Source organism: Brucella sp. NBRC 12950 (assembly GCF_030268145.1).
GTDB lineage: Bacteria > Pseudomonadota > Alphaproteobacteria > Rhizobiales > Rhizobiaceae > Brucella.
This window is the reverse complement of record NZ_BSQC01000003.1, coordinates 136,842-155,026: the sequence shown is the minus strand read 5'-3', so window position 1 is coordinate 155,026 and position 18,185 is coordinate 136,842. Positions and strand designations below refer to the sequence as shown.

Here is an 18,185-nt window from a genome sequence, read left to right as displayed (position 1 = left end):
CAGCGACAAAGGAAGCAATGGCTTATTTCGGCAACTGGGCCGCGGCCTGCTTGATGGCCGTTGTGACCTGCTGACAGAAAGGCTCGACGCTTTTGCCAGATGTCTTGGCATAGTCTTCAACGTCGGTTTCCTGCCCCATTGACTGGACTACGCCCTTTTTGCCGGCTGCCTGTGCTTCTTCAAGACCAGATTTGTCGGCTGGTGCCTGCATGATCTTCATGATGGACTGCTGGCTGTCGATGTCTTCCTGTGTCGCGAAGCCTTTGTCCTTGCAATACTCGACGATACCGAGCTGGTTCTGTGCTGCTTTATAGAGCGCTTCCGGTGTCATCTGCTGCGTGGCCTGGCCTTGCGCCATAGCGCCGCCTGCGGTGACCGATGCCAGAATAAAAGCGCAGATACCTGCAGTTTTCATCGTTTCAACCTTTCAGTTCTATTGCATTTCCACCCGAGCAAACAGATAGAGCGGGTCCGGTGAAACGAAACCCGCCTAGAAAGGCTTAAAGGTCATAAAAGGCATCGCGAAATAAAGACCTGCAAAACCGGGTAACAAGTTTTTACTGTATCCGGGGTTTCCAAGGCTTTGTTTCGTCACATTCGGAACCGGGGGTTATGCCCAGAAATACCGCACAATGTGGAAGAATACCGGGGCCGAGAAGACGAGGCTGTCGGCACGATCGAGCATACCGCCATGCCCTTCAATCATGTGTCCCCAGTCTTTGACCCCGCGGTCACGTTTGATGGCAGATGCCACAAGCCCGCCGAAAAAGCCCATGACGCAAGCGGTCGCGGCCAGCGCACCAGCTTGCAATGGCGAAAACGGAGTAAGCCAGGCAAGTCCAGCCCCCAGAAGAGATGCGCTCGCGACCCCTCCGACAAAGCCTTCCCAGGTTTTGGATGGAGAAATATTGGGCGCAATGCGATGCTTGCCGAACAATTTTCCGAAAACATATTGCAGCACGTCGCTGCCCTGAACGGTTGCCACCAGAAATGCGATCAGCAGCAGCTTCTTGCCTTCGAAGCCTGGAATATCCAGCGTCATCAGCGCAGGCACATGGCTGATGCAATAGACCGATAGCATGATGCCCCATTGCTGCTCGCTGATGCGTTCGAGAAAGCGCGACGTATCACCGGAAAGGGCAGTCAGCACCGGCATGGCGAGGAAACAATAGACCGGTATGAAGATGGAATAGAGACCGTACCAGTCGATCCAGATCAGATAATATTGCACCGGAATGACCAGCAGGAACATGCCAAGCAGCACGCGATGATCAGCGCGACGGGTTTGTGTAAGCGTCGCATATTCGCGTAATGAGGCAAACGAAATAAGCGCAAACAGAACGATCACGCCGCCTTTGCCGAACAGGAAGGCGATGCACATGGCGCCGACCATGATCCACCATGCCTTGATGCGGGCATTGAGGTTGACCAGTGTGGATGAAAGCGGTTTTGGCGCACGCCATGACAATATACCGGCAACGGCACTGGCTGTGACCAGAACGCCCATGAGGCCAAGGAAGAGTTGGGTCGTTTCGCTCATGGGTGATTACCATTCTGAGGCTGAATATCGAGAAGGCTCTGGCGCGCGCGCGTGAGAAATTCCTTGCGGTTCTCGCCCTCGTGAAGCTGAACCGGCGTACCGAAAATTACACGACAAAGAAGCGGCACGGGCAGCATCGCGCCCTTTGGCAACACGCGTGACATGTTTTCAATCCAGCACGGCACCAGTTCAACATCCGGCCGCGCCAGCGCAAGATTGTAGATGCCGGACCGAAAACGCAGCAACGCCTCATCGGTCATATTGCGTGTGCCTTCGGGAAAGATGATGAGCGAATGACCATCGGCCAGCGCTTTCAGCATCACTTCCATCGGATCTTGTGTGCGTTCCACCCAGTTGCGTTCCACAAGCACGGTGCGCAGCAGCACTTCGGCCATGAACTGGCGCACAGCATTGCCCCGCCAGTAATCAGCACCAGCGACGGCGCGGGTGCGCGCACGTTCTTCCTGATTGAGGCAGGAGGAAAGCAGAATGAAATCACCATGGCTGGTGTGGTTGGCAAAATAGATGCGCTGATCGCGCGAGGGTCCGGTGCCGCTCCAGATGGGCCGCACGCCGGTAATCCCACGTGACAGGATCGCCAGAAACGAGCCGAAAATCGATTGCACCTGATGGCGGACCAGTACCCGCATATCAAAGCCCCTGACCATGCGGCACGAAGGCCAGCAGAATGAATAGCACAATGGCAAGTGCCAGAAAAAACCGCAAACGACCGATGATGCGCCGGGAACCGGCGATCCGTTCGAGGAGCGGGCGGGTGGGGCAGATAGCTTCACTCAGGCCCATTTTTTCGAGCGTTCTGTCGAGTTCGATCAGTCCCGCCTCTTCAATGGGATTTGCGGCAACCAGCCGGAAAAGTGCTGCATCGAAAAGCAGGTGCGCGGCAATTCCGAGAATGACCAAACTACTCGCAAGAAGGACCGGCCAGACCAGCCAGAAGGTGAGGTCATGCACGAAGCGCAAAAACGGTGCGACAGCCAGTATCAATACGGCTAGTGCAATGCCGAAATAGGCATTTCGCTGCAAACCTGCCGCGATGCTTGATGCCTGCGCGCTCATTCATGCACCTCGCTTGTGTGTAGATGCACCGGCCAGCCTTTTGCGCGGATCAGCTCTTCGGCTTCGCGTTGATTGTTCACGCGGCCCGTGTTGATGAGCCAATGGGCTGCAACCGTGGCGCTGCGCTGAACGCCCAACGCGCAACAGATGAGCACCGGACCGTGATGGCGTGCGACTTCGACCGCATCCGATGCAAGCCGTAGCTTTTCTGCGGGAGGCTTGATGAGATCAATCGTGACGTAGCTTTTCCAATCGATAGAGTGAGGGGGTGGCACCATTTCGGATGCAAGATCAATGACAGTCGAGAAAAATTGCAGTTCTCTAGCCTTCGGGAAGCGTCCGAGGAAGACATTGTCGCCAAGTTCGACATGGGTTGGGAGTTTGCGCGTCCAGTATCGGATATTAATCAGGGCAAAAAAGCGGTAAGGCCAGAGCAACAGGCGGCTGGCGAGACTGACCATACCGTCTGTTTGTTTCTCGAAAATGCCAGCACCCGCACCGAGATAACCAAGCGCCACTAGTGCAAGTGCGGTTGCAGGCCAGAACCAGAAGATCGCATAGCCGGTGATGCTCAGACCATGAACACCCAGCGCAAGAAAAACTGTCGCCACCGCCAGATAATACAAGCCGATCCGCCGGGATTTTGGGTCTGATGTGAGCAGAAAACCTGCCAAAGGCGATGGCGTGTTGCGTGGGAAAAGCCACAGCGCAAACAGCCCGAGCAAAGCGCCTGCCGGAATATCGACGGCGTGATGCTGATAGGTGGTTAGCACCGATAATCCGATCAGCAGGCACCAGACGTGCCAGATCACACGCATTATATCGCCCATAACACGGCGCATCTGATCCCAGATAATGATCAAAAGCGCGATATGTAGCGACGGCGCCTGGTTGAATGGTTTGTCGAACCCGCCCAGCACATCGAACATGAAACCCGGCAGACCGGAGGTCTCAGGTTTGACAAATGTGGCTGTCAGCGGAAAGGCAACAAAGCAAAGAACGGCGATAATCTGCGCGGTGAGATAACGCTTTGCCAGCTGGTCCACCTGTTCCGGGCTGTCATTTACGAAAAGCGCTATCGCGTAAAACAGATTGACCGACCAATAGGGAATGATGCTCCACGCGATAAAGGGAACATAGCCTTCCCAGTCGAAAGCGAGGTTCGGCACGTCATCATGGAGTGATGCAAGCCAGTTGGCGGTGCCATAGGTCAGATAGAAAAACGGTCCAAGAAACAGAAGCCAAGCGATTGCGCGGCGGATTACAGGCCGCCGCGAGAAACCATCAAGTTCCGTCAATTGCGTGGTCACGCTTCAGCGTCTCCGATGCGTTCGGCAATCGATACGGTAAAGATGCCCCATTGATCGGTGCGCTGTTCGATTTTGCGATAGCCCGCCTTTTCGACGAGCTGATCCATTTCGCCCTGTGTGCGGCGACGCATCACCCATGCCTGTCCGCCGCGATGTGACGTGAGCGCGCGAGCGATCATTTCAAGCTGCGGATGCCATGGCTGGTTGGTGTAAATGAGCAGTGAGCCCGGCTTCTGCACACGAGCGAGACCCGAAAGCGACCGATTAATGAGCGCATTGTCCGGGAAAAGCTCATAAAGCCCCGACACAATCGCAAGGTCTGGCTGTGGTGTGACCGTTGCCAGACTTTCTTCATTGAACGCATCGCCTTCTTCCATATGAGCAATTGCTTCAAGACCACGCTCCTTGATGAGCTTGCGGCCAGCCAGCACATTGATCGGCGAGTAATCGCGAAGATGAATGCTGTCCGGCAATTCGCCGGCACGAACCACCGCATCAATCACATAGCGGCCATGCCCACAGGCAATGTCGAGGATATTGGTCGATCGACCTTCGCTTTCCAGCCGCCTGATGGCGTGTCTGATCAGTTCCTCAAGATGCACTTTGCGCTGGCGAATGCCGCGCCAGCCGATGGCTTCCAGAAACTGCTTGTCGATGAGCTTGCCGCCGGGACCCAAGCCTCGTGCTTCGTTCTCATAGACATAATCGAGCGTGGAGCCTGAATCAAAACCGGTACGACGGCCAACTTTCAGACCTTCCGACAAAAGCGAGCCAAAGCCAATAGAGGCGCGCGTCGATGCCCAGTAAAGGCCGCGCGGTGAAAGCAGCGGTAGCGGACTTGATAGTCTGTCAGCCTCATCGCGCGTATGGCCTGCAATATGCGCTTCGGTCAGATCGGCGCGTTGTGGTGCCTCCGCAAAACGCGCCTCGATGAAATCATGGATCAGCGCGAGTGCCGGTTTGCGATCCCGTTCGCCCAGCGTGTCATGGTAAAAACCTTTGAGCACATGGCGCTCTTTAATGCGGCTGCCAAGGTTCTCAAAAAAGCGGTGCTGTGGCGTTGGCCGCACGACAAAATCGCTGCCGGAAATGAGCAACTGTGTCGGAACGGTAATCGCCCGCGCATCATCCACCACGCGCTTTGCCGCATCATAAAGCTGAAGCAGGATATGCGAGGCGATTGGCCGTGTAATCAGCGGATCGGTGCGATAGGATTCAATGCGCTCCCGATCATGGGTCAGAAACTGCGGTTTGACGTAGGAATTGACGAAGAACGTGCCTTTGAGTTTCTGCCAGAGCGCGATGCCCTCTTTGGCGAAAGGCACATAAAGCTTGATGTCGAAGGCTGGCGACGCCATGACAAGCGCACGGATATTGGGCGCATAGTCATGTACCCATGCGCTCGCCAGAACGGCGCCGACGCTCTGCGCAATAAGCGCCACGTCTTCGTTTCTTACGCCGGTTTCATTGCGGATATAAGCAACGAAACTATCGAGATCGCGGATTGATGCTCCGAAGGACGGCGAAAAGCCTCGCACGCCAGGTGAGTTTCCGTGGCCGCGCGCATCCCAGGCATAGAATGCATAATCATCAAGGCCGAGCTCATCCACGAGATGGCTCACACGTCCGCTATGCTCATGACCGCGATGCAGCAAAACGATAACGCCCTTCGGCTTTTCAGAGCGGGCAGGCCAGAAACGATAGAACAGCGAAGTGCCGTCATGGGTGACGAAATGGGATTCTAACGGTTCACGATATGACGCCGTTTCATGCCCCGGCAATTCTGTGCGCTGGCTCATCATTTCTCCTCTCAATAGGCCTTCTCCCATTTTTCGGGATGAACTCCAAGTTATTCCACCCAATTACTATTGAGTAGAATAGAATGTTTGAATAAACGAGCTAAGGCCGGTCGCAAATAGCTGATTTCTACATAATCGTCATTTCCAAAAGTTTCCCGAAAGTTTCTTATGTCTGTTTATCAACTTAAGTCCCGTTTCCAGAACTTGTTGAGACCTCTTGTCGTGCAGCTTGCGGCAAAAGGTGTGACGGCCAATCAGGTCACGATTGCAGCTGCACTGGCTTCAATTGTTCTTGGTGCTTTTCTTGGGCTGAACGGGAATGCGATCTGGTTTGCGCTGCTGCCGGTCTGGCTTTTTCTGCGCATGGCGCTCAATGCTGTTGATGGCATGCTGGCACGCGAACATGGTCAGAAATCCATGCTGGGTGCCTACCTCAACGAGATCGGCGATGTAATTTCCGACGCGGCGCTCTATGCGCCTTTTGCGATCATCGCGCCGTTTTCGGCGCTGTGGATTTTCGCGATTATCTTTATTGCCACGCTGACCGAGTTTGTCGGCGTGACGGCAGCCTCGCTCGGATCAAGCCGCCGTTATGACGGTCCAATGGGCAAGAGCGACCGCGCCGTGGTCTTTGGTGTGCTTGGTGCGTGGGTCGCCATTGATGGCGTTTTGCCACAATGGATGTTCTGGTTGCAGCCTGTGCTGTGCGCGCTTTTGATCCTCACTGTCGTCAAGCGCATCCGCAACGGAATAGCGGAAGCCCCGAACGCATAGCGTGGGGCTTCTTCTGTCTTGAGAACTATTCGCTTTTAGTTTGCAGAAACAAAAGCCGACATGCTGGTAATCAGCAGCATTCCGACAGTTGCGCCTGCGTCCTGAAGACCGATGGTCTTTTCCTGAAAAGCTGCGGCCTTGCCATGCTGAGCAACCATCGTTTTAGTCGCTTCAAGAGCATCTTCAGCAGCTTTGGCGGCGGCTGCAAGCGCATCTGCCAGCGAGGCACCCGCTGAGGCTTGTGCTTCAAGCGTTACGGCGATTGGATCAAGCACATCGAGAAGCGTCTTGTCGCCAACCTTTGCCTTGCCGCGCTCGGCAATACCATCACGATATGCGCGCCAGAAAGCGGCAATCTCTGCGGTTCCCAGCTCGTCGATACCATCACAGACCTTGCTTGCACGCAGGAAGCCGGTTGCGGTCAGCGTGCCCATGGTTGATGGCGCGACGCGTGCCATGGTGGCGCCAGCTGTGCGCAGAAGCTTGTCGATGCCTGCAGCTTCACCTTCAGCATGGGCAGTTTCTGAAGCTGCTGCAAAGGCCTTGCTCATGGTGATGCCGAGATCGCTATCGCCAATTTTGCCGTCCAGCGCGATAAGGAATTCGCGCTGTTCTGCAAAAAGCTGCTTCCAGCTGTCGAAGAGATTGATCAGATCAGATGCTGTAATGACGTTCATAATCTGACCTCAGCCCGCAAAATGCTTGAAGAACGGGGTGTTTGCGGAGGCGGCAACCAGTGGCTCCAGTTCTTCATCAAGATGCAGCACGGAAACTGACGCGCCAGCCATTTCCATGGACGTGGCAAACTCGCCGATCCAGACATGCTTGACCTTGACGCCACGCTCGTCAAACAGCTGCGAAACCCGTCGGAACATGATGTAAAGCTCTTCAAGCGGCGTGCCGCCAAGACCATTGACCAGCACAGCTACTTCGTCGCCCTTGGCATAGGCCTGCTCGGCGAAAATACGTCCCATCAGCTCGTCGATGACTGCATCCGCGCTGGCAAGCTTCTTGCGGCTGATGCCGGGTTCGCCATGGATGCCCATGCCGATTTCCATTTCATCTTCGCCGATGGAGAAGGTGGCGTGACCGATTTCCGGTACCACGCAGCTCGAAAGAGCAACGCCCATGGTGCGGGTGCGCAGGCGTGCCTTATCAGCAAGACGTGTCACTTCATCTAGCGACAGACCGTTGGCTGCTGCTGCACCGGCTGCTTTGTAGACAAAGAAGATACCGGCGACGCCGCGACGCTTATGTTCTTCACCGACAACTGAGGACGCCACATCATCATTGCCGACAACCTGTTTGACGGCGATGCCATCGAGATCGGCAAGTTCTGCAGCCATATCGAAATTGATGATGTCGCCGCTATAGTTACCATAGATGTAGAGCACGCCTGCGCCCTGATCGATGGCCTTGGTGACCTGATACATCTGCTCCGAGCTTGGCGACTGGAAGACGCCGCCGACAGCTGCGCCATCGATCATGCCTTCGCCGATATAGCCGAGGAACAACGGCAGGTGGCCGGAGCCGCCGCCTGTTGCAATGCCTACCTTGCCGGATTTGGTATTGGCTGTGACCATGCAACGCTTGTCATTATCGACAAAGGTAAGCTCGGGATGTGCCCGATAGATGCCTTCGAGCATCTCATCCACGAAATTGACGGGATCGTTCAGGAATTTCTTCATGATTTCCTCTTGAGAGTATCGGGTTATTTCTTGCGTTGGCGGGTGACGAAGAAGGCGGCGGCCAGCAGGATGAAGCAGCCTACGACGAGACGCTGCCATGTGCTGGGGATGCCGACGAGCACCAGAACACTGTTGATGACGGTGATGAGCAGCACACCGAGAAGGGTGCCGAAGACGGTGCCGGTGCCGCCGGTGATGCGTGCACCACCGAGAACCACAGCGGCGATAACCGCAATTTCTGTGCCAACAAAGTCGAAAGGGCTCGACTGGCGATTGGCGCAGACATGGATGATACCTGCAAGTCCGGCCAGACCACCTGCATAGCCGAACAGGAAGATATGGATGGTGCGCAGATTATAGCCGAGGCGGCTTGCGATCTGGCTGTTACCACCCATCGCAAAAATCGCGCGGCCCATTAAAGTGCGGTTCAATATCCACCAGGTCAGGATTGCAGCCGCAGGCAGCACCAGAAAATAGAATGGCATGGTGATGGTTGCACCGGTTGCCGATTCAAACTGGAACAGCGGAAGGCGACCGAAAGCCCCCATTGTCGGCGGCAGCGACATAATCCAGACCGTGCCGACAAAAGCCAGCAGGAAGCCGCGGAAGAGATACTGCGTGCCGATGGTGACGATCAATGACGGCACATTGAGGTAATGCACCAGCAGACCGTTGAGAACACCGAGGAAAATACCGCCAGCAATCGCCATCAGAATGATGAAGATGATCGGCAGTTCCGGCATATAGGACTGCACAAGAAGCGTCAGCGAATAGACTGTGGTGGCGGCAATTGCCGTAAAGGAAACATCAATTCCACCAGCGGCGAGAATGATGAAGACGCCAAGCGCAAACAGGCCCATCACCACACTGGCCCGGCCAATATCGATCAATGTCGAGGCTTGCAGGAATGCAGGGTTGATGATCGAGACAATCGTGCAGATTGCCACGAGCAGGAAGAAAGTGATCGATTCCGGGCGCCTGCGAATGAAATCACCTAACTTGAAGGATTGGCCTCGACCCAGATCCTGTTGATACTGCGACGCACTCATTAGGCAACTTCCTTCTGCGACGACATCATGGCTTGATAGAGCTGATCTTCGGTGGCCTGTGCAGCATCCAGTTCTGCGACGATGCTCCCTGAGTTCATAACGAGAATGCGGTCGGCATTCTGCAGAAGCTCCGGCAGATCATCGCTGACGATGATGAGGCCCATGCCAGCTTCGGCCAGCGCCTGAATTGCGCGGTAAATTGTGTCTTTTGATCCGACATCGACGCCAACGGTCGGGCCGTGCAGCACCAGAAGCTTGGGGGCAATGCTCAGCCAGCGACCGATCAAAACGCGCTGCTGATTGCCGCCCGAAAGCGCACCAACAGGCAGGTCCAGATTGGTTGTGTTAAGCCGCATCTCTTTCATCAGCGAGGCGGCGATGTTGCGGCCCTGTTTCTGGTTGACCATGCCAAGGCTGTTGCAGAGCTTCCGGAAGATCAGTGCGATCTCGTTTTGGAAGATCGACTTGTCGAGGAAAAGGCCTTCTGCAAGCCGGTCTTCCGGCACATAGCCTATGCCGCGCTCAATGGCTTCCGCAGGGCTTTTAACCTCGCTTACAGTCCCTTCGAGGCGGATTGAACCGGAATGCGCAGGCACAACGCCGGTGATTGCCATCGCAAGCTCGTTACGGCCGGAATCTGCAAGGCCGGTGATGCCGAGGATTTCGCCTTTGCGTAAGCGAAAACCTATGTCCTCGAAGCCCGATGCGGTAAGGCCGTCGAGTTTAAGCAGTTCGGCATCGCCGGGCTGTGCCGTGCGATAACGTTCGGCATCGATTTCCCGGCCGATCATCAGCTCGGAAAGCTGCTTCTTGGTGTAGTTTTCGATTGGGCCTTGTGCCACGCACTGGCCATCGCGGAAGACAACCGCATTGCCGCCGATGCGATAGCATTCATCGAGTTTGTGGGTCACGAAAAGCACTGCGACGCGGTCAGCACGCAGGCGTTCAACAACTTCAATCAGATTGTCCACTTCGCGACGGGTCAGCGATGTGGTCGGCTCATCCATGATGACAAGCTTGGCGCGCGTTGCAATTGCGCGCGAAATGGCAACCAGCTGGCGCATGGCGAGCGGCAGCTCGGAAACGATTGTGTTCAGAAAGGCTTTGTCGGTTGGCAGGCCAACCGTGCTCAATGCCCGTTCTGCAGTCTCGCGAAGCTGAGAAAGCTTTACGCTGCGGAACAGTCGGCCATTGCCTTCAACGAGCTGCTCATTCAGCGCTACGTTTTCAGCGACGGTCAAATTGGGAATAAGCGACAGATCCTGATAGACGGTCTCGATCCCGGCTGCCAGCGACTGGATTGGGTTCAGCGAGGCATATGTTTTGCCATCGAGAATGATCTCGCCTTCGCTGGGTGCGTGTGCGCCGGACATGATCTTGATGACTGTGCTCTTGCCGCAGCCATTTTCACCCAACAGGTGGTAGGCCTGACCAAGATCGATTGTCAGGTCGATGCCGCGCAGCGCATGAACGCCACCAAACCGCTTATGAATGTTGCGCAGTTCGAGAAAGCGATCCGGCGACCGGTCGTTGCTCGTCCCATTCGTCGTTGTAGTTGACACGTTAAATTCCTTTATCGCCGCACCGCTCGCCAAAATGACTGGGCTGGCTGTAGGATCGACCGACGGTAATTATCGGGCGCTAATGTCTTGTTTTATGGCTGTTTTGTTGGTCCAGGCACCCGGATGCAGCGGGGGCTGCATCCGGGTTTTTGAAACCATCGCGCGAGGCTGAACGATGTCCGAACACGATGGTCAGGCTACCTGTGCGTAACGCCTAGAACAGGTGTTCCTTGTAGGTCGCCTTGTCCGCAATAACCATGCCGTTGCCGATCACGAGAAGGCCTTCGCCTGCCCCCTTCTTCACGCGAACGCTGTTATAGCCTTCAACGCCAAGATCGGTGCCGTCCTTGACTTCCTTCTTTTCAAGGAACAGACGGGCGAGCGCATTCATCGCCATGCCAGCCTTCTGCGGATCCCAGAAGCCGATTGCTGTGATCGCACCGGATTCAAGCAGATCAGCCGAAGGGTTTGGCAGGCCGGTGCCAACCAGGCAGACCTTGCCGCTCAGGCCAGCTTCATCGATAGCGCGGCCAACGCCGAGAACGTCGTTACCGGCAGAGGTCTGGAAGCCCTTCAGGTCAGGATGCTTGCGCAGGATTTCCTTGGCCTTTTCATAGGTGCCGTTGGCGTCGTCGAAGGATTCGTTGTTCGGATCGACGAGCTGCATGTCAGCGTACTTCTTGGCGTTTTCTTCCGCTGCGCCAACCCACTGCATGTGCGTGCGGCTGCCGAGCGAGCCAACGAAAGTCGTCCACTTGCCGCTCTTGCCCATGCATTCTGCCAGACGCTCGTTGAGCGCTGTGCCGTAATCGGCATTATCGAAGGCTTCGACATCGGCCATGGTGTTGACCTGGTTGTCGGCTTCATGGGTTACAACGACGATGCCGCGTTCCATGGCGCGCTTGAAGGTGCCTTCCAGAACAGCTGGATCCATAGGAACGACTGCAAGCGCATTGACGCCCTTGGCAACGAGGTCCTGAACGATCTGGAGCTGCTGTGCTGCGTCAGACGTTGCAGGCCCGCTCTGCGTTGCAACCACATCAGGATTTGCCTTCTGATAGGCTTCAACGCCGGTGTTCATGCGGTCGAACCAAGGAATACCGCTGATCTTGACGACAGTTGCGATAACTGGCTTTTCCTGTGCGACGAGCGTGCCCGCGCTGCCCGCGACGATTGCTGCGCCAATGACAGTGCCGGCGAGCAGTTTTTTCGTTACTGATTTCATGATTTCCTCCACGCTAACATTCCCCCAATGTCTATGGTCGGGTGCCTGAGGGTTGAGCACCGATATTTCCCTTTTGGCGATTGCCGAGGGTAAAGAATCCCGCGATGTCGTATTTTCCGACTGCGAGGAAGGCGAGCAGCAGCAGGCCCCAAGCGAAGTCGCGGACAAAATTGGAAAGACCGCCGAAGTTAAGCAGGCTGGACATGAGCTGCAGGGCCACTGCGCTCAGGACCACGCAGATCACGCGGCCATAGCCACCTTCAGGCTTCACACCAGCCATGACGGCAATCAGAATTGCGACCAGAAGGTAAGAACTGCCATAATCGAACTTCACGTTGACGTTGCGTGCCGCGATGATGATGCCCGCAATCCCGGCCAGCAGGCCGCTGGTTGCATAGGTGGCAACGAGTACGCCGTTGCGCGGAAAACCTGCAAAAACAGCGGCTTTCGGATTGGTTCCCATCAGCATTAGCCAATAACCGTAGGGCGTAAAGCGCACCACAGCAGCAATCAACAACGCGACTGCGATAAAGATCAGGAAGCTGATCGGAACGGCCATAAACATGTCGTTGCCGATGCGCGACAGGAGATCCGGGCTGCCAACCATGACGGCACGGCCACCGGACACGACAACCGCAAGCCCCGTAAACGCCATCTGCGTGCCGAGCGTGCAAAGGATTGGCGTGATATTGAAGCGCGCAATCAGCACGCCGTTGATGATACCGCCTGCAAGGCCGATCACCAGTGCCAGTCCGATGAAAGCTAGGCTAAAACCAAGCTGGTTCTCGGCGCTGGAAAAGAACATCGAAACGATAACTGCGGAAAGCACGCCCGCCAGATTGGCCAAAGCGATACCTGAAAGATCAATCCCGCCATTGCCAGCGCACATTGCCAGCATCACGCCGATTGCCAACAGCCCGATTTCAGGCACCTGGCCTGCCATCGACTGCAGATTGAACAGGGATAGGAAAGATCCACCCGAAATATACGCGCCAAGCGCGAGCAGTCCGAGATTGATGACAACTAGCATAGCAAGCTGATTGCTTGTCTTCTGCATGGTCTCCTCCTACCATGTTTAGTAAACAAAACGGTTATTCACTAAATAAATGACCAAGAGGTTAGGGCTTGTCAAGCGCAATATCAGGGAATTATGGTTGCCTAACAGGGGGAATTACCCTAATCGTTTTAAACAGCAGTGGTTCTGTTTACTAAACTACAATGCAGTTCCCCCATCAAAGTCGAAGTTCCGCTTGGAAAATATGAAAAAGAAAAAGTCTTTTACGATCAGAGATATTGCCGAAAATGCGGGTGTTTCTCCCGCTACAGTGTCCCTCGTTCTGAACGGCAAAGGCGAAATTTCGGGAGAGACAAGAGCCCGCGTGCTTGAGTCGGTTTCCCGGCTCAATTATGTGCCGCGCGCAGCTAAAACTGGATCTGGTGGCGGTGAGACAATCCGCTTTCTGAAGATCGCCAAGCATGGCGAGACGGTAAATCGCGACCACAGCGTATTTGTCTCCGACTATATCGACGGCATGTCGTCTGAGGCTACGCGCCGCAATTACACGCTTGAAGTAGTAAGCTTTGAAGGACAACCGATCAGTGCGGTGGCAGAATCGCTGGCCGGTGCGCCGGTGCGCGGTGTGATTGCTCTGGGAACCGAGCTTTCGGCAGCAGATATCCACATGATACAGGGGCTTGGCCTGCCAACTGTGTTTATCGACACGTTTTATGAGGTCATCGAAGCCAACTTCGTAGACATGAACAATGAGGATGCAGTCTTCAAAGTTCTTTCACGCTTCAAACAGCTTGGTTTTTCGCGCATCGGCTTTGTCGCAAGTCATACAGAAACGACGAATTTCCGCCTTCGGCGCGATGCGTTTTTCAAGAATATGCAGCGTCTGGACCTAACCGTTCAGGAACACGACATTCTTTCGGTTGAATCAACCTATGAGGGTGCGCATCGAGATACTTGCGCAATGCTGCATTCGGGTCTTGATCTGGCTGAGTGCTATTTCTGCACCAATGATATCATCGCCTATGGCTTCATCCGGGCGTTGAAAGGAAAGGGCCTTCGTATTCCTGATGATGTTTCGGTGATTGGTTTTGATAATCTGCCGCAAAGTGCGACCATGGAGCCGGGGCTGACGACGGTCGAAGTATCCAAGCGCAAGATCGGCAATCTCGCCGTAACCATTCTCGATGATCTCATCAATACCGCTGAATCGCAGCCACCAGTGAAAATTCTGGTCGGTGCAAGTCTCGTCATCAGATCAAGCGATGCTGGTGTTGCGGCTAAATCTGCTGCACCAAAGACCGGCGCTTTTACCAGCTAATCCCATACAAAAGAGCATGAATTTTGATAGGCGGCAGGCGGAAGCTTGTCGCCTATTTTGCATGTCTTCGCCTCCCTAGCCCTCTTCCTGAGCGATCCGCTTTTCTGCGGCTCTGTCGGGCAAGTTGTGCGGATGGCTATCCACACCCCCCAAATAGGCAGACAATTACTCTTGTAATTTTAATTATACATCTGTATTCAGAATGAGAGTTCGCTATGGGCTGGAGGCAGAGGAGCCTTCCCGGGTGATCTTTCAAGCAGTCAGGCGGGAGGAAGTTTCGTCTGATTTCCAAGGGAGGAATTAATGAATAAGCTTGCTATGCTGGCGGCTGTTGCTGCCTTTTCGTTGCCTGTTGCTGCTATGGCGCAGGACGCTCCTGGTACTGTTAAAAAAGACAGCTATCGTTTTGTCATCGTGCCAAAGGTTGTGCATCCGTGGTTTGACAAGGTGAATGAAGGCGCACAGCAGGCCGCTGCTGCGCTCAAGGCACAGACTGGCGCAAATGTTGAAATCGTTTACTCGGCACCACAGAGTGCAGACGTTGTTCAGCAGAATCAGATTATCGACAGCGCGCTTGCCACCCGCCCGGATGGTCTTGCGCTCGATCTGCTCGATCCGTCGGGCAATCGTGCGTCGCTCGAAGAAGCACAGGGACAGAAGATTCCTCTCGTGCTGTTTGACTCCGTGCCGCCTGAAGGCATGACCATCACGCACATCGGTTCAGATTTCTGCGAGCAGGCCAAAATTGCTGCCCGTCGTCTGGTCGAAGTGCTGGGTGGTGAAGGCGAAGTCGCAATCATGATGGGCGTGCCTACCGCACCAAACCATTCGATCCGCGCCGATTGCCATCGCGAAGTGTTCAAAGAACACCCGGGTATCAAGGTTGTTGCTGAAGGCATCGACAATGACAGCATCGAAATCGCACAGCAGCAGGCAGCCGCCATCATGCAGGCCAATCCAAACCTGAAGGGCTGGGTTGCTTCGGATGCGGCTGGTCCGATCGGTATCGGTCAGGCTATTGTTGAAGCCGGCAAGCAGGGCAAGGTCACGCTGGTCGGCCTCGACAATCTGCCGGAAATGCTCGACATGATCCGCAATGGCGTGGCTGACAGCTCATCCGCATCGCAACCTGAATTGCAGGGTTACTGGTCGGTGATGACGCTCTGGGCACAGGCAACCGGCGCTCCGGTTCCTGGCTATATCGACACCGGCAATGCTTTCCTTACAAAGGAAAACGTAGGCAACTGATCCGTTCTGGTCTTGTTGCAGGAGCACGGGTTCTCCCGTGCTCCATTCTTTCCTGTCCTATCGGCTTTGACCAGCGGCTTGCCGGACATACCGATAGTTTTCCAAGGTGTCCATCATGGCTTATCTTGAAACAAGCGGATTAGGCCGGGACTTTCCGGGCGTAACCGCGCTGGATGGTGTTGACCTGAAAATCGAGCTGGGTCGCACGCATATTCTTGCTGGCGAAAACGGCGCCGGCAAATCCACACTCGTAAAAATTCTGACCGGAACCGACAGCGCTTCGCGCGGTCAGGTACTGATTGATGGTCGCGATCCGGTTGCCGATCCTGCGCTTTATAAAAACGTCGCCTATGTTCCACAGGAGCTGACGCTGTTCCCGCAGATGAGCGTGGCTGAAAACCTGTTCATGCCATTCAGCCGAACCGGCCATGGCGGCTTTCTCGTCAACCGCAAGGCGTTGATGGAAGAGGCAAAATCCTATCTCGACCGTTTCGGCATAGAAGCGCAGCCGGATGACCTGGTTGCCAATATTTCTGTGTCCGATCAGCAGCTTCTGCAAATTGCGCGTGCCTGCACCAATGAGCAGATGAAGGTGCTGATCCTTGATGAGCCGACATCTTCGCTGACGCGCGTTGAAGTCGAGCGTGTCTTCAAGGTTATTCGTGGCCTGCTTGATCGCGATCATGCGATTGTTTTCATCAGTCACAAGATGGAAGAAGTCTTCCAGATTGGGGATGATTATACTGTTCTTCGCAATGGCACGAAGATTGAAAGCGGTCATATCAAGGACGTCACCGAAGCCGATCTGATCCGCGCCATGTCTGGGCGTGATCTTTCTTTCGATGAGCATTTCCGCCCGTTAAAGCCTACCACTGAAACCATCATGGAAGTGCGCGGACTGTCCGGTTCGCGCTTTGAAGACATCAGTTTTGATCTGCGCAAAGGCGAGATTCTCGGCTTTGCCGGCCTGGTAGGCGCTGGACGCTCCGAAGTGATGCAGACGATCTTTGGCTTTTTGAAAGCCAAATCGGGCCAGGTGAAGGTGGAGGGCGAGAGCTGGGGACTGAATGATACCTCCCGCTCGGTTTCCGGCGGTATGCTCTATCTTTCGGAAGAACGCAAACATCACGGCATTCTGCCACTTCTGTCACTGCGTGAGAATATCGGCATTTCGGTATTGTCGCTGACCAGCGGCAAATTGGGTATCTCCGACCGCCGTGAACGCAATATCGTGCAAAAAATTATCAATGATTACGGTATCCGCACATCTGGCATGGGCAAGCGCATCTCGCAGCTTTCGGGCGGCAATCAGCAGAAGGCGATTATCGGTCGCGCCATGGCCACGCGTCCGCGCGTCCTCATTTTTGATGAGCCGACGAAGGGTATCGATATCCGGACCAAGTCCGAGATTTATCGCATCATGAAAAATCTCGCCGAAGAAGGCGTCGGTGTCATCCTCGTCTCCTCGGAACTCAACGAACTGCAGAAATGCGCAAGCCGTATCATCACCATGCATAACGGCCATATCACTGGTGAGTTCTCCACCACCGATACCAACAATGAAACACTCGTGGGCGCGATCTTTGGAACAGAGGTAAAAGCCGATGCAAACTAATCCCCTTTCCAATCTCATCCGCACGCCGCTGGCCGGTGTGTTTGCGGCGCTATTGGTGATCTTTGCCCTTTCGGCCATCCTGTCACCTTACTTTCTCACACCTTACAATCTGTCGGTTGTTGCGCGCGGTCTCGCTTTTGTCGGTCTCATCACCATCGCACAGTCGATGCTGATGGTGCTTGGCGAGCTGGATCTGTCGCTTGGCGTGATCGGTGGTCTTTGCGGCGTTGTTTCGGGCATTCTTATGGTTCGGATGGGTTTTGAGCCTTACTCAGCAATGTTGCTGGCAATACTGCTTGGCCTTTGCCTTGGTCTGTTCAACGGCTTCCTCGTCACGTTCCTCCGCCTGCATTCACTGGTGCTCACAATTGGTACGGCTGGCATCTTCGGCGGTGCCAATCTGGTGCTGACCCGCGGTGTTGCCATCACCGGCATTCCGCGTGATGTGCAATATCTCGGCCGTGGTGATTTGTTCGGCGTGCCAGTGCCGTTCATCATCATGTTTGTTGCACTGCTGCTGGCGACTTTCGTGATGCTGAAAACCCCGTTCGGTCGTTATATGTATGCCATCGGCAATAATCGTGATGGTGCTCGTATGCTGGGCATTCGCGTGGACCGTGTGCGTCTTATGGTGTTCGGTGTGGCCGGTGCAATTGCAGGTCTTGCAGGCGTGCTGATGGTTGCGCGTCTTGGAACGGCACAGCCGTCCATTGGCGACAGCTGGGTTCTCGCTCCGATTGCTGCATCCGTAATTGGTGGCGTTGCCACAACGGGCGGTATAGGCAGCCCGATTGGTGCGATCCTTGGTGCAGGTATCATCGCTATTATTGAAAACATTATCGTTCTGTTCGGTGTCTCCCCCTATTGGCAGGGCATTGTTTCAGGTGCAATCGTCGTGCTGGCAATCTCGTTCGATGCCATATCGCGTCGTTATCTGCGCCGGGATGCCAACTGATCTGACGACC

Annotated in this window: 17 protein-coding genes; 5 read left to right on the top strand and 12 right to left on the bottom strand. The window is 55.0% G+C overall.

Annotated elements, in window-relative coordinates; translation table 11 throughout:
- Nucleotides 1-22: 22 nt before the first annotated feature.
- The 6 genes from QSJ70_RS06235 to QSJ70_RS06210 form a co-directional block, all read right to left on the bottom strand.
- On the bottom strand, nucleotides 23-415 hold the full coding sequence (locus tag QSJ70_RS06235) for a hypothetical protein (protein ID WP_215778095.1): 393 nt from the start codon (nucleotides 413-415) through the stop codon (nucleotides 23-25).
- A 195-nt stretch (nucleotides 416-610) separates the two neighbouring features.
- The gene (locus QSJ70_RS06230) at nucleotides 611-1,540 is read right to left on the bottom strand and encodes a phosphatidate cytidylyltransferase (RefSeq protein ID WP_285535161.1); all 930 of its coding nucleotides are present in this window, start codon (nucleotides 1,538-1,540) and stop codon (nucleotides 611-613) included.
- Entirely contained in the window at nucleotides 1,537-2,190 is a 654-nt protein-coding gene (locus QSJ70_RS06225; protein WP_215778099.1) for a lysophospholipid acyltransferase family protein, read from the bottom strand. The genes QSJ70_RS06230 and QSJ70_RS06225 overlap by 4 nt, the downstream gene beginning before the upstream one ends.
- Nucleotide 2,191: 1 nt before the next feature.
- Nucleotides 2,192-2,617: a hypothetical protein gene (locus QSJ70_RS06220; RefSeq protein ID WP_285535160.1), complete on the bottom strand. Its 426-nt coding sequence runs from the start codon at nucleotides 2,615-2,617 to the stop codon at nucleotides 2,192-2,194.
- Entirely contained in the window at nucleotides 2,614-3,927 is a 1,314-nt protein-coding gene (locus QSJ70_RS06215) for a phosphatase PAP2/dual specificity phosphatase family protein (RefSeq protein ID WP_285535159.1), read from the bottom strand. The genes QSJ70_RS06220 and QSJ70_RS06215 overlap by 4 nt, the downstream gene beginning before the upstream one ends.
- Complete coding sequence (locus QSJ70_RS06210; RefSeq protein WP_215778976.1) at nucleotides 3,924-5,726, bottom strand: bifunctional alpha/beta hydrolase/class I SAM-dependent methyltransferase; 1,803 nt, start codon at nucleotides 5,724-5,726, stop codon at nucleotides 3,924-3,926. Before QSJ70_RS06210 ends, QSJ70_RS06215 begins: the two co-directional genes overlap by 4 nt.
- A 168-nt stretch (nucleotides 5,727-5,894) precedes the next feature.
- On the opposite strand from QSJ70_RS06210, the gene QSJ70_RS06205 reads away from it, so the two are divergent.
- Complete coding sequence (locus QSJ70_RS06205; RefSeq protein WP_215778105.1) at nucleotides 5,895-6,500, top strand: CDP-alcohol phosphatidyltransferase family protein; 606 nt, start codon at nucleotides 5,895-5,897, stop codon at nucleotides 6,498-6,500.
- 35 nt (nucleotides 6,501-6,535) lie between these two features.
- Here the strand turns inward: QSJ70_RS06205 and QSJ70_RS06200 are convergent, their stop codons facing one another.
- From QSJ70_RS06200 to QSJ70_RS06175, 6 genes are all read right to left on the bottom strand, one after another.
- The gene (locus QSJ70_RS06200; protein WP_285535158.1) at nucleotides 6,536-7,177 is read right to left on the bottom strand and encodes a dihydroxyacetone kinase family protein; all 642 of its coding nucleotides are present in this window, start codon (nucleotides 7,175-7,177) and stop codon (nucleotides 6,536-6,538) included.
- Between the two features lie 9 nt (nucleotides 7,178-7,186).
- Complete coding sequence (locus QSJ70_RS06195; protein WP_285535157.1) at nucleotides 7,187-8,188, bottom strand: dihydroxyacetone kinase subunit DhaK; 1,002 nt, start codon at nucleotides 8,186-8,188, stop codon at nucleotides 7,187-7,189.
- A 23-nt stretch (nucleotides 8,189-8,211) separates the two neighbouring features.
- A complete protein-coding gene (locus QSJ70_RS06190; RefSeq protein WP_125334640.1) occupies nucleotides 8,212-9,237 on the bottom strand; it encodes an ABC transporter permease in 1,026 nt (341 codons plus the stop codon).
- On the bottom strand, nucleotides 9,237-10,799 hold the full coding sequence (locus tag QSJ70_RS06185) for a sugar ABC transporter ATP-binding protein (RefSeq protein WP_285535156.1): 1,563 nt from the start codon (nucleotides 10,797-10,799) through the stop codon (nucleotides 9,237-9,239). The genes QSJ70_RS06190 and QSJ70_RS06185 overlap by 1 nt, the downstream gene beginning before the upstream one ends.
- A 214-nt stretch (nucleotides 10,800-11,013) precedes the next feature.
- A complete protein-coding gene (locus tag QSJ70_RS06180; RefSeq protein ID WP_007877226.1) occupies nucleotides 11,014-12,024 on the bottom strand; it encodes a substrate-binding domain-containing protein in 1,011 nt (336 codons plus the stop codon).
- A gap of 31 nt (nucleotides 12,025-12,055) precedes the next feature.
- Complete coding sequence (locus tag QSJ70_RS06175) at nucleotides 12,056-13,081, bottom strand: ABC transporter permease (RefSeq protein WP_215778116.1); 1,026 nt, start codon at nucleotides 13,079-13,081, stop codon at nucleotides 12,056-12,058.
- A gap of 202 nt (nucleotides 13,082-13,283) precedes the next feature.
- Here QSJ70_RS06175 and QSJ70_RS06170 point away from each other — a divergent pair, with 202 nt between their 5' ends.
- The 4 genes from QSJ70_RS06170 to QSJ70_RS06155 all read left to right on the top strand — a co-directional run bounded on the left by QSJ70_RS06170 (nucleotide 13,284) and on the right by QSJ70_RS06155 (nucleotide 18,175).
- Entirely contained in the window at nucleotides 13,284-14,357 is a 1,074-nt protein-coding gene (locus QSJ70_RS06170) for a LacI family DNA-binding transcriptional regulator (protein ID WP_215778119.1), read from the top strand.
- Between the two features lie 303 nt (nucleotides 14,358-14,660).
- Nucleotides 14,661-15,605 carry a substrate-binding domain-containing protein gene (locus QSJ70_RS06165; protein WP_105519284.1) on the top strand — a complete coding sequence of 315 codons (945 nt, stop codon included), beginning with the start codon at nucleotides 14,661-14,663 and terminating at the stop codon, nucleotides 15,603-15,605.
- 115 nt (nucleotides 15,606-15,720) lie between these two features.
- Nucleotides 15,721-17,220, top strand: coding sequence for a sugar ABC transporter ATP-binding protein (locus QSJ70_RS06160; RefSeq protein ID WP_285535155.1), 1,500 nt, complete (start codon nucleotides 15,721-15,723; stop codon nucleotides 17,218-17,220).
- Complete coding sequence (locus QSJ70_RS06155; protein ID WP_215778124.1) at nucleotides 17,210-18,175, top strand: ABC transporter permease; 966 nt, start codon at nucleotides 17,210-17,212, stop codon at nucleotides 18,173-18,175. The genes QSJ70_RS06160 and QSJ70_RS06155 overlap by 11 nt, the downstream gene beginning before the upstream one ends.
- Nucleotides 18,176-18,185 lie beyond the last annotated feature (10 nt).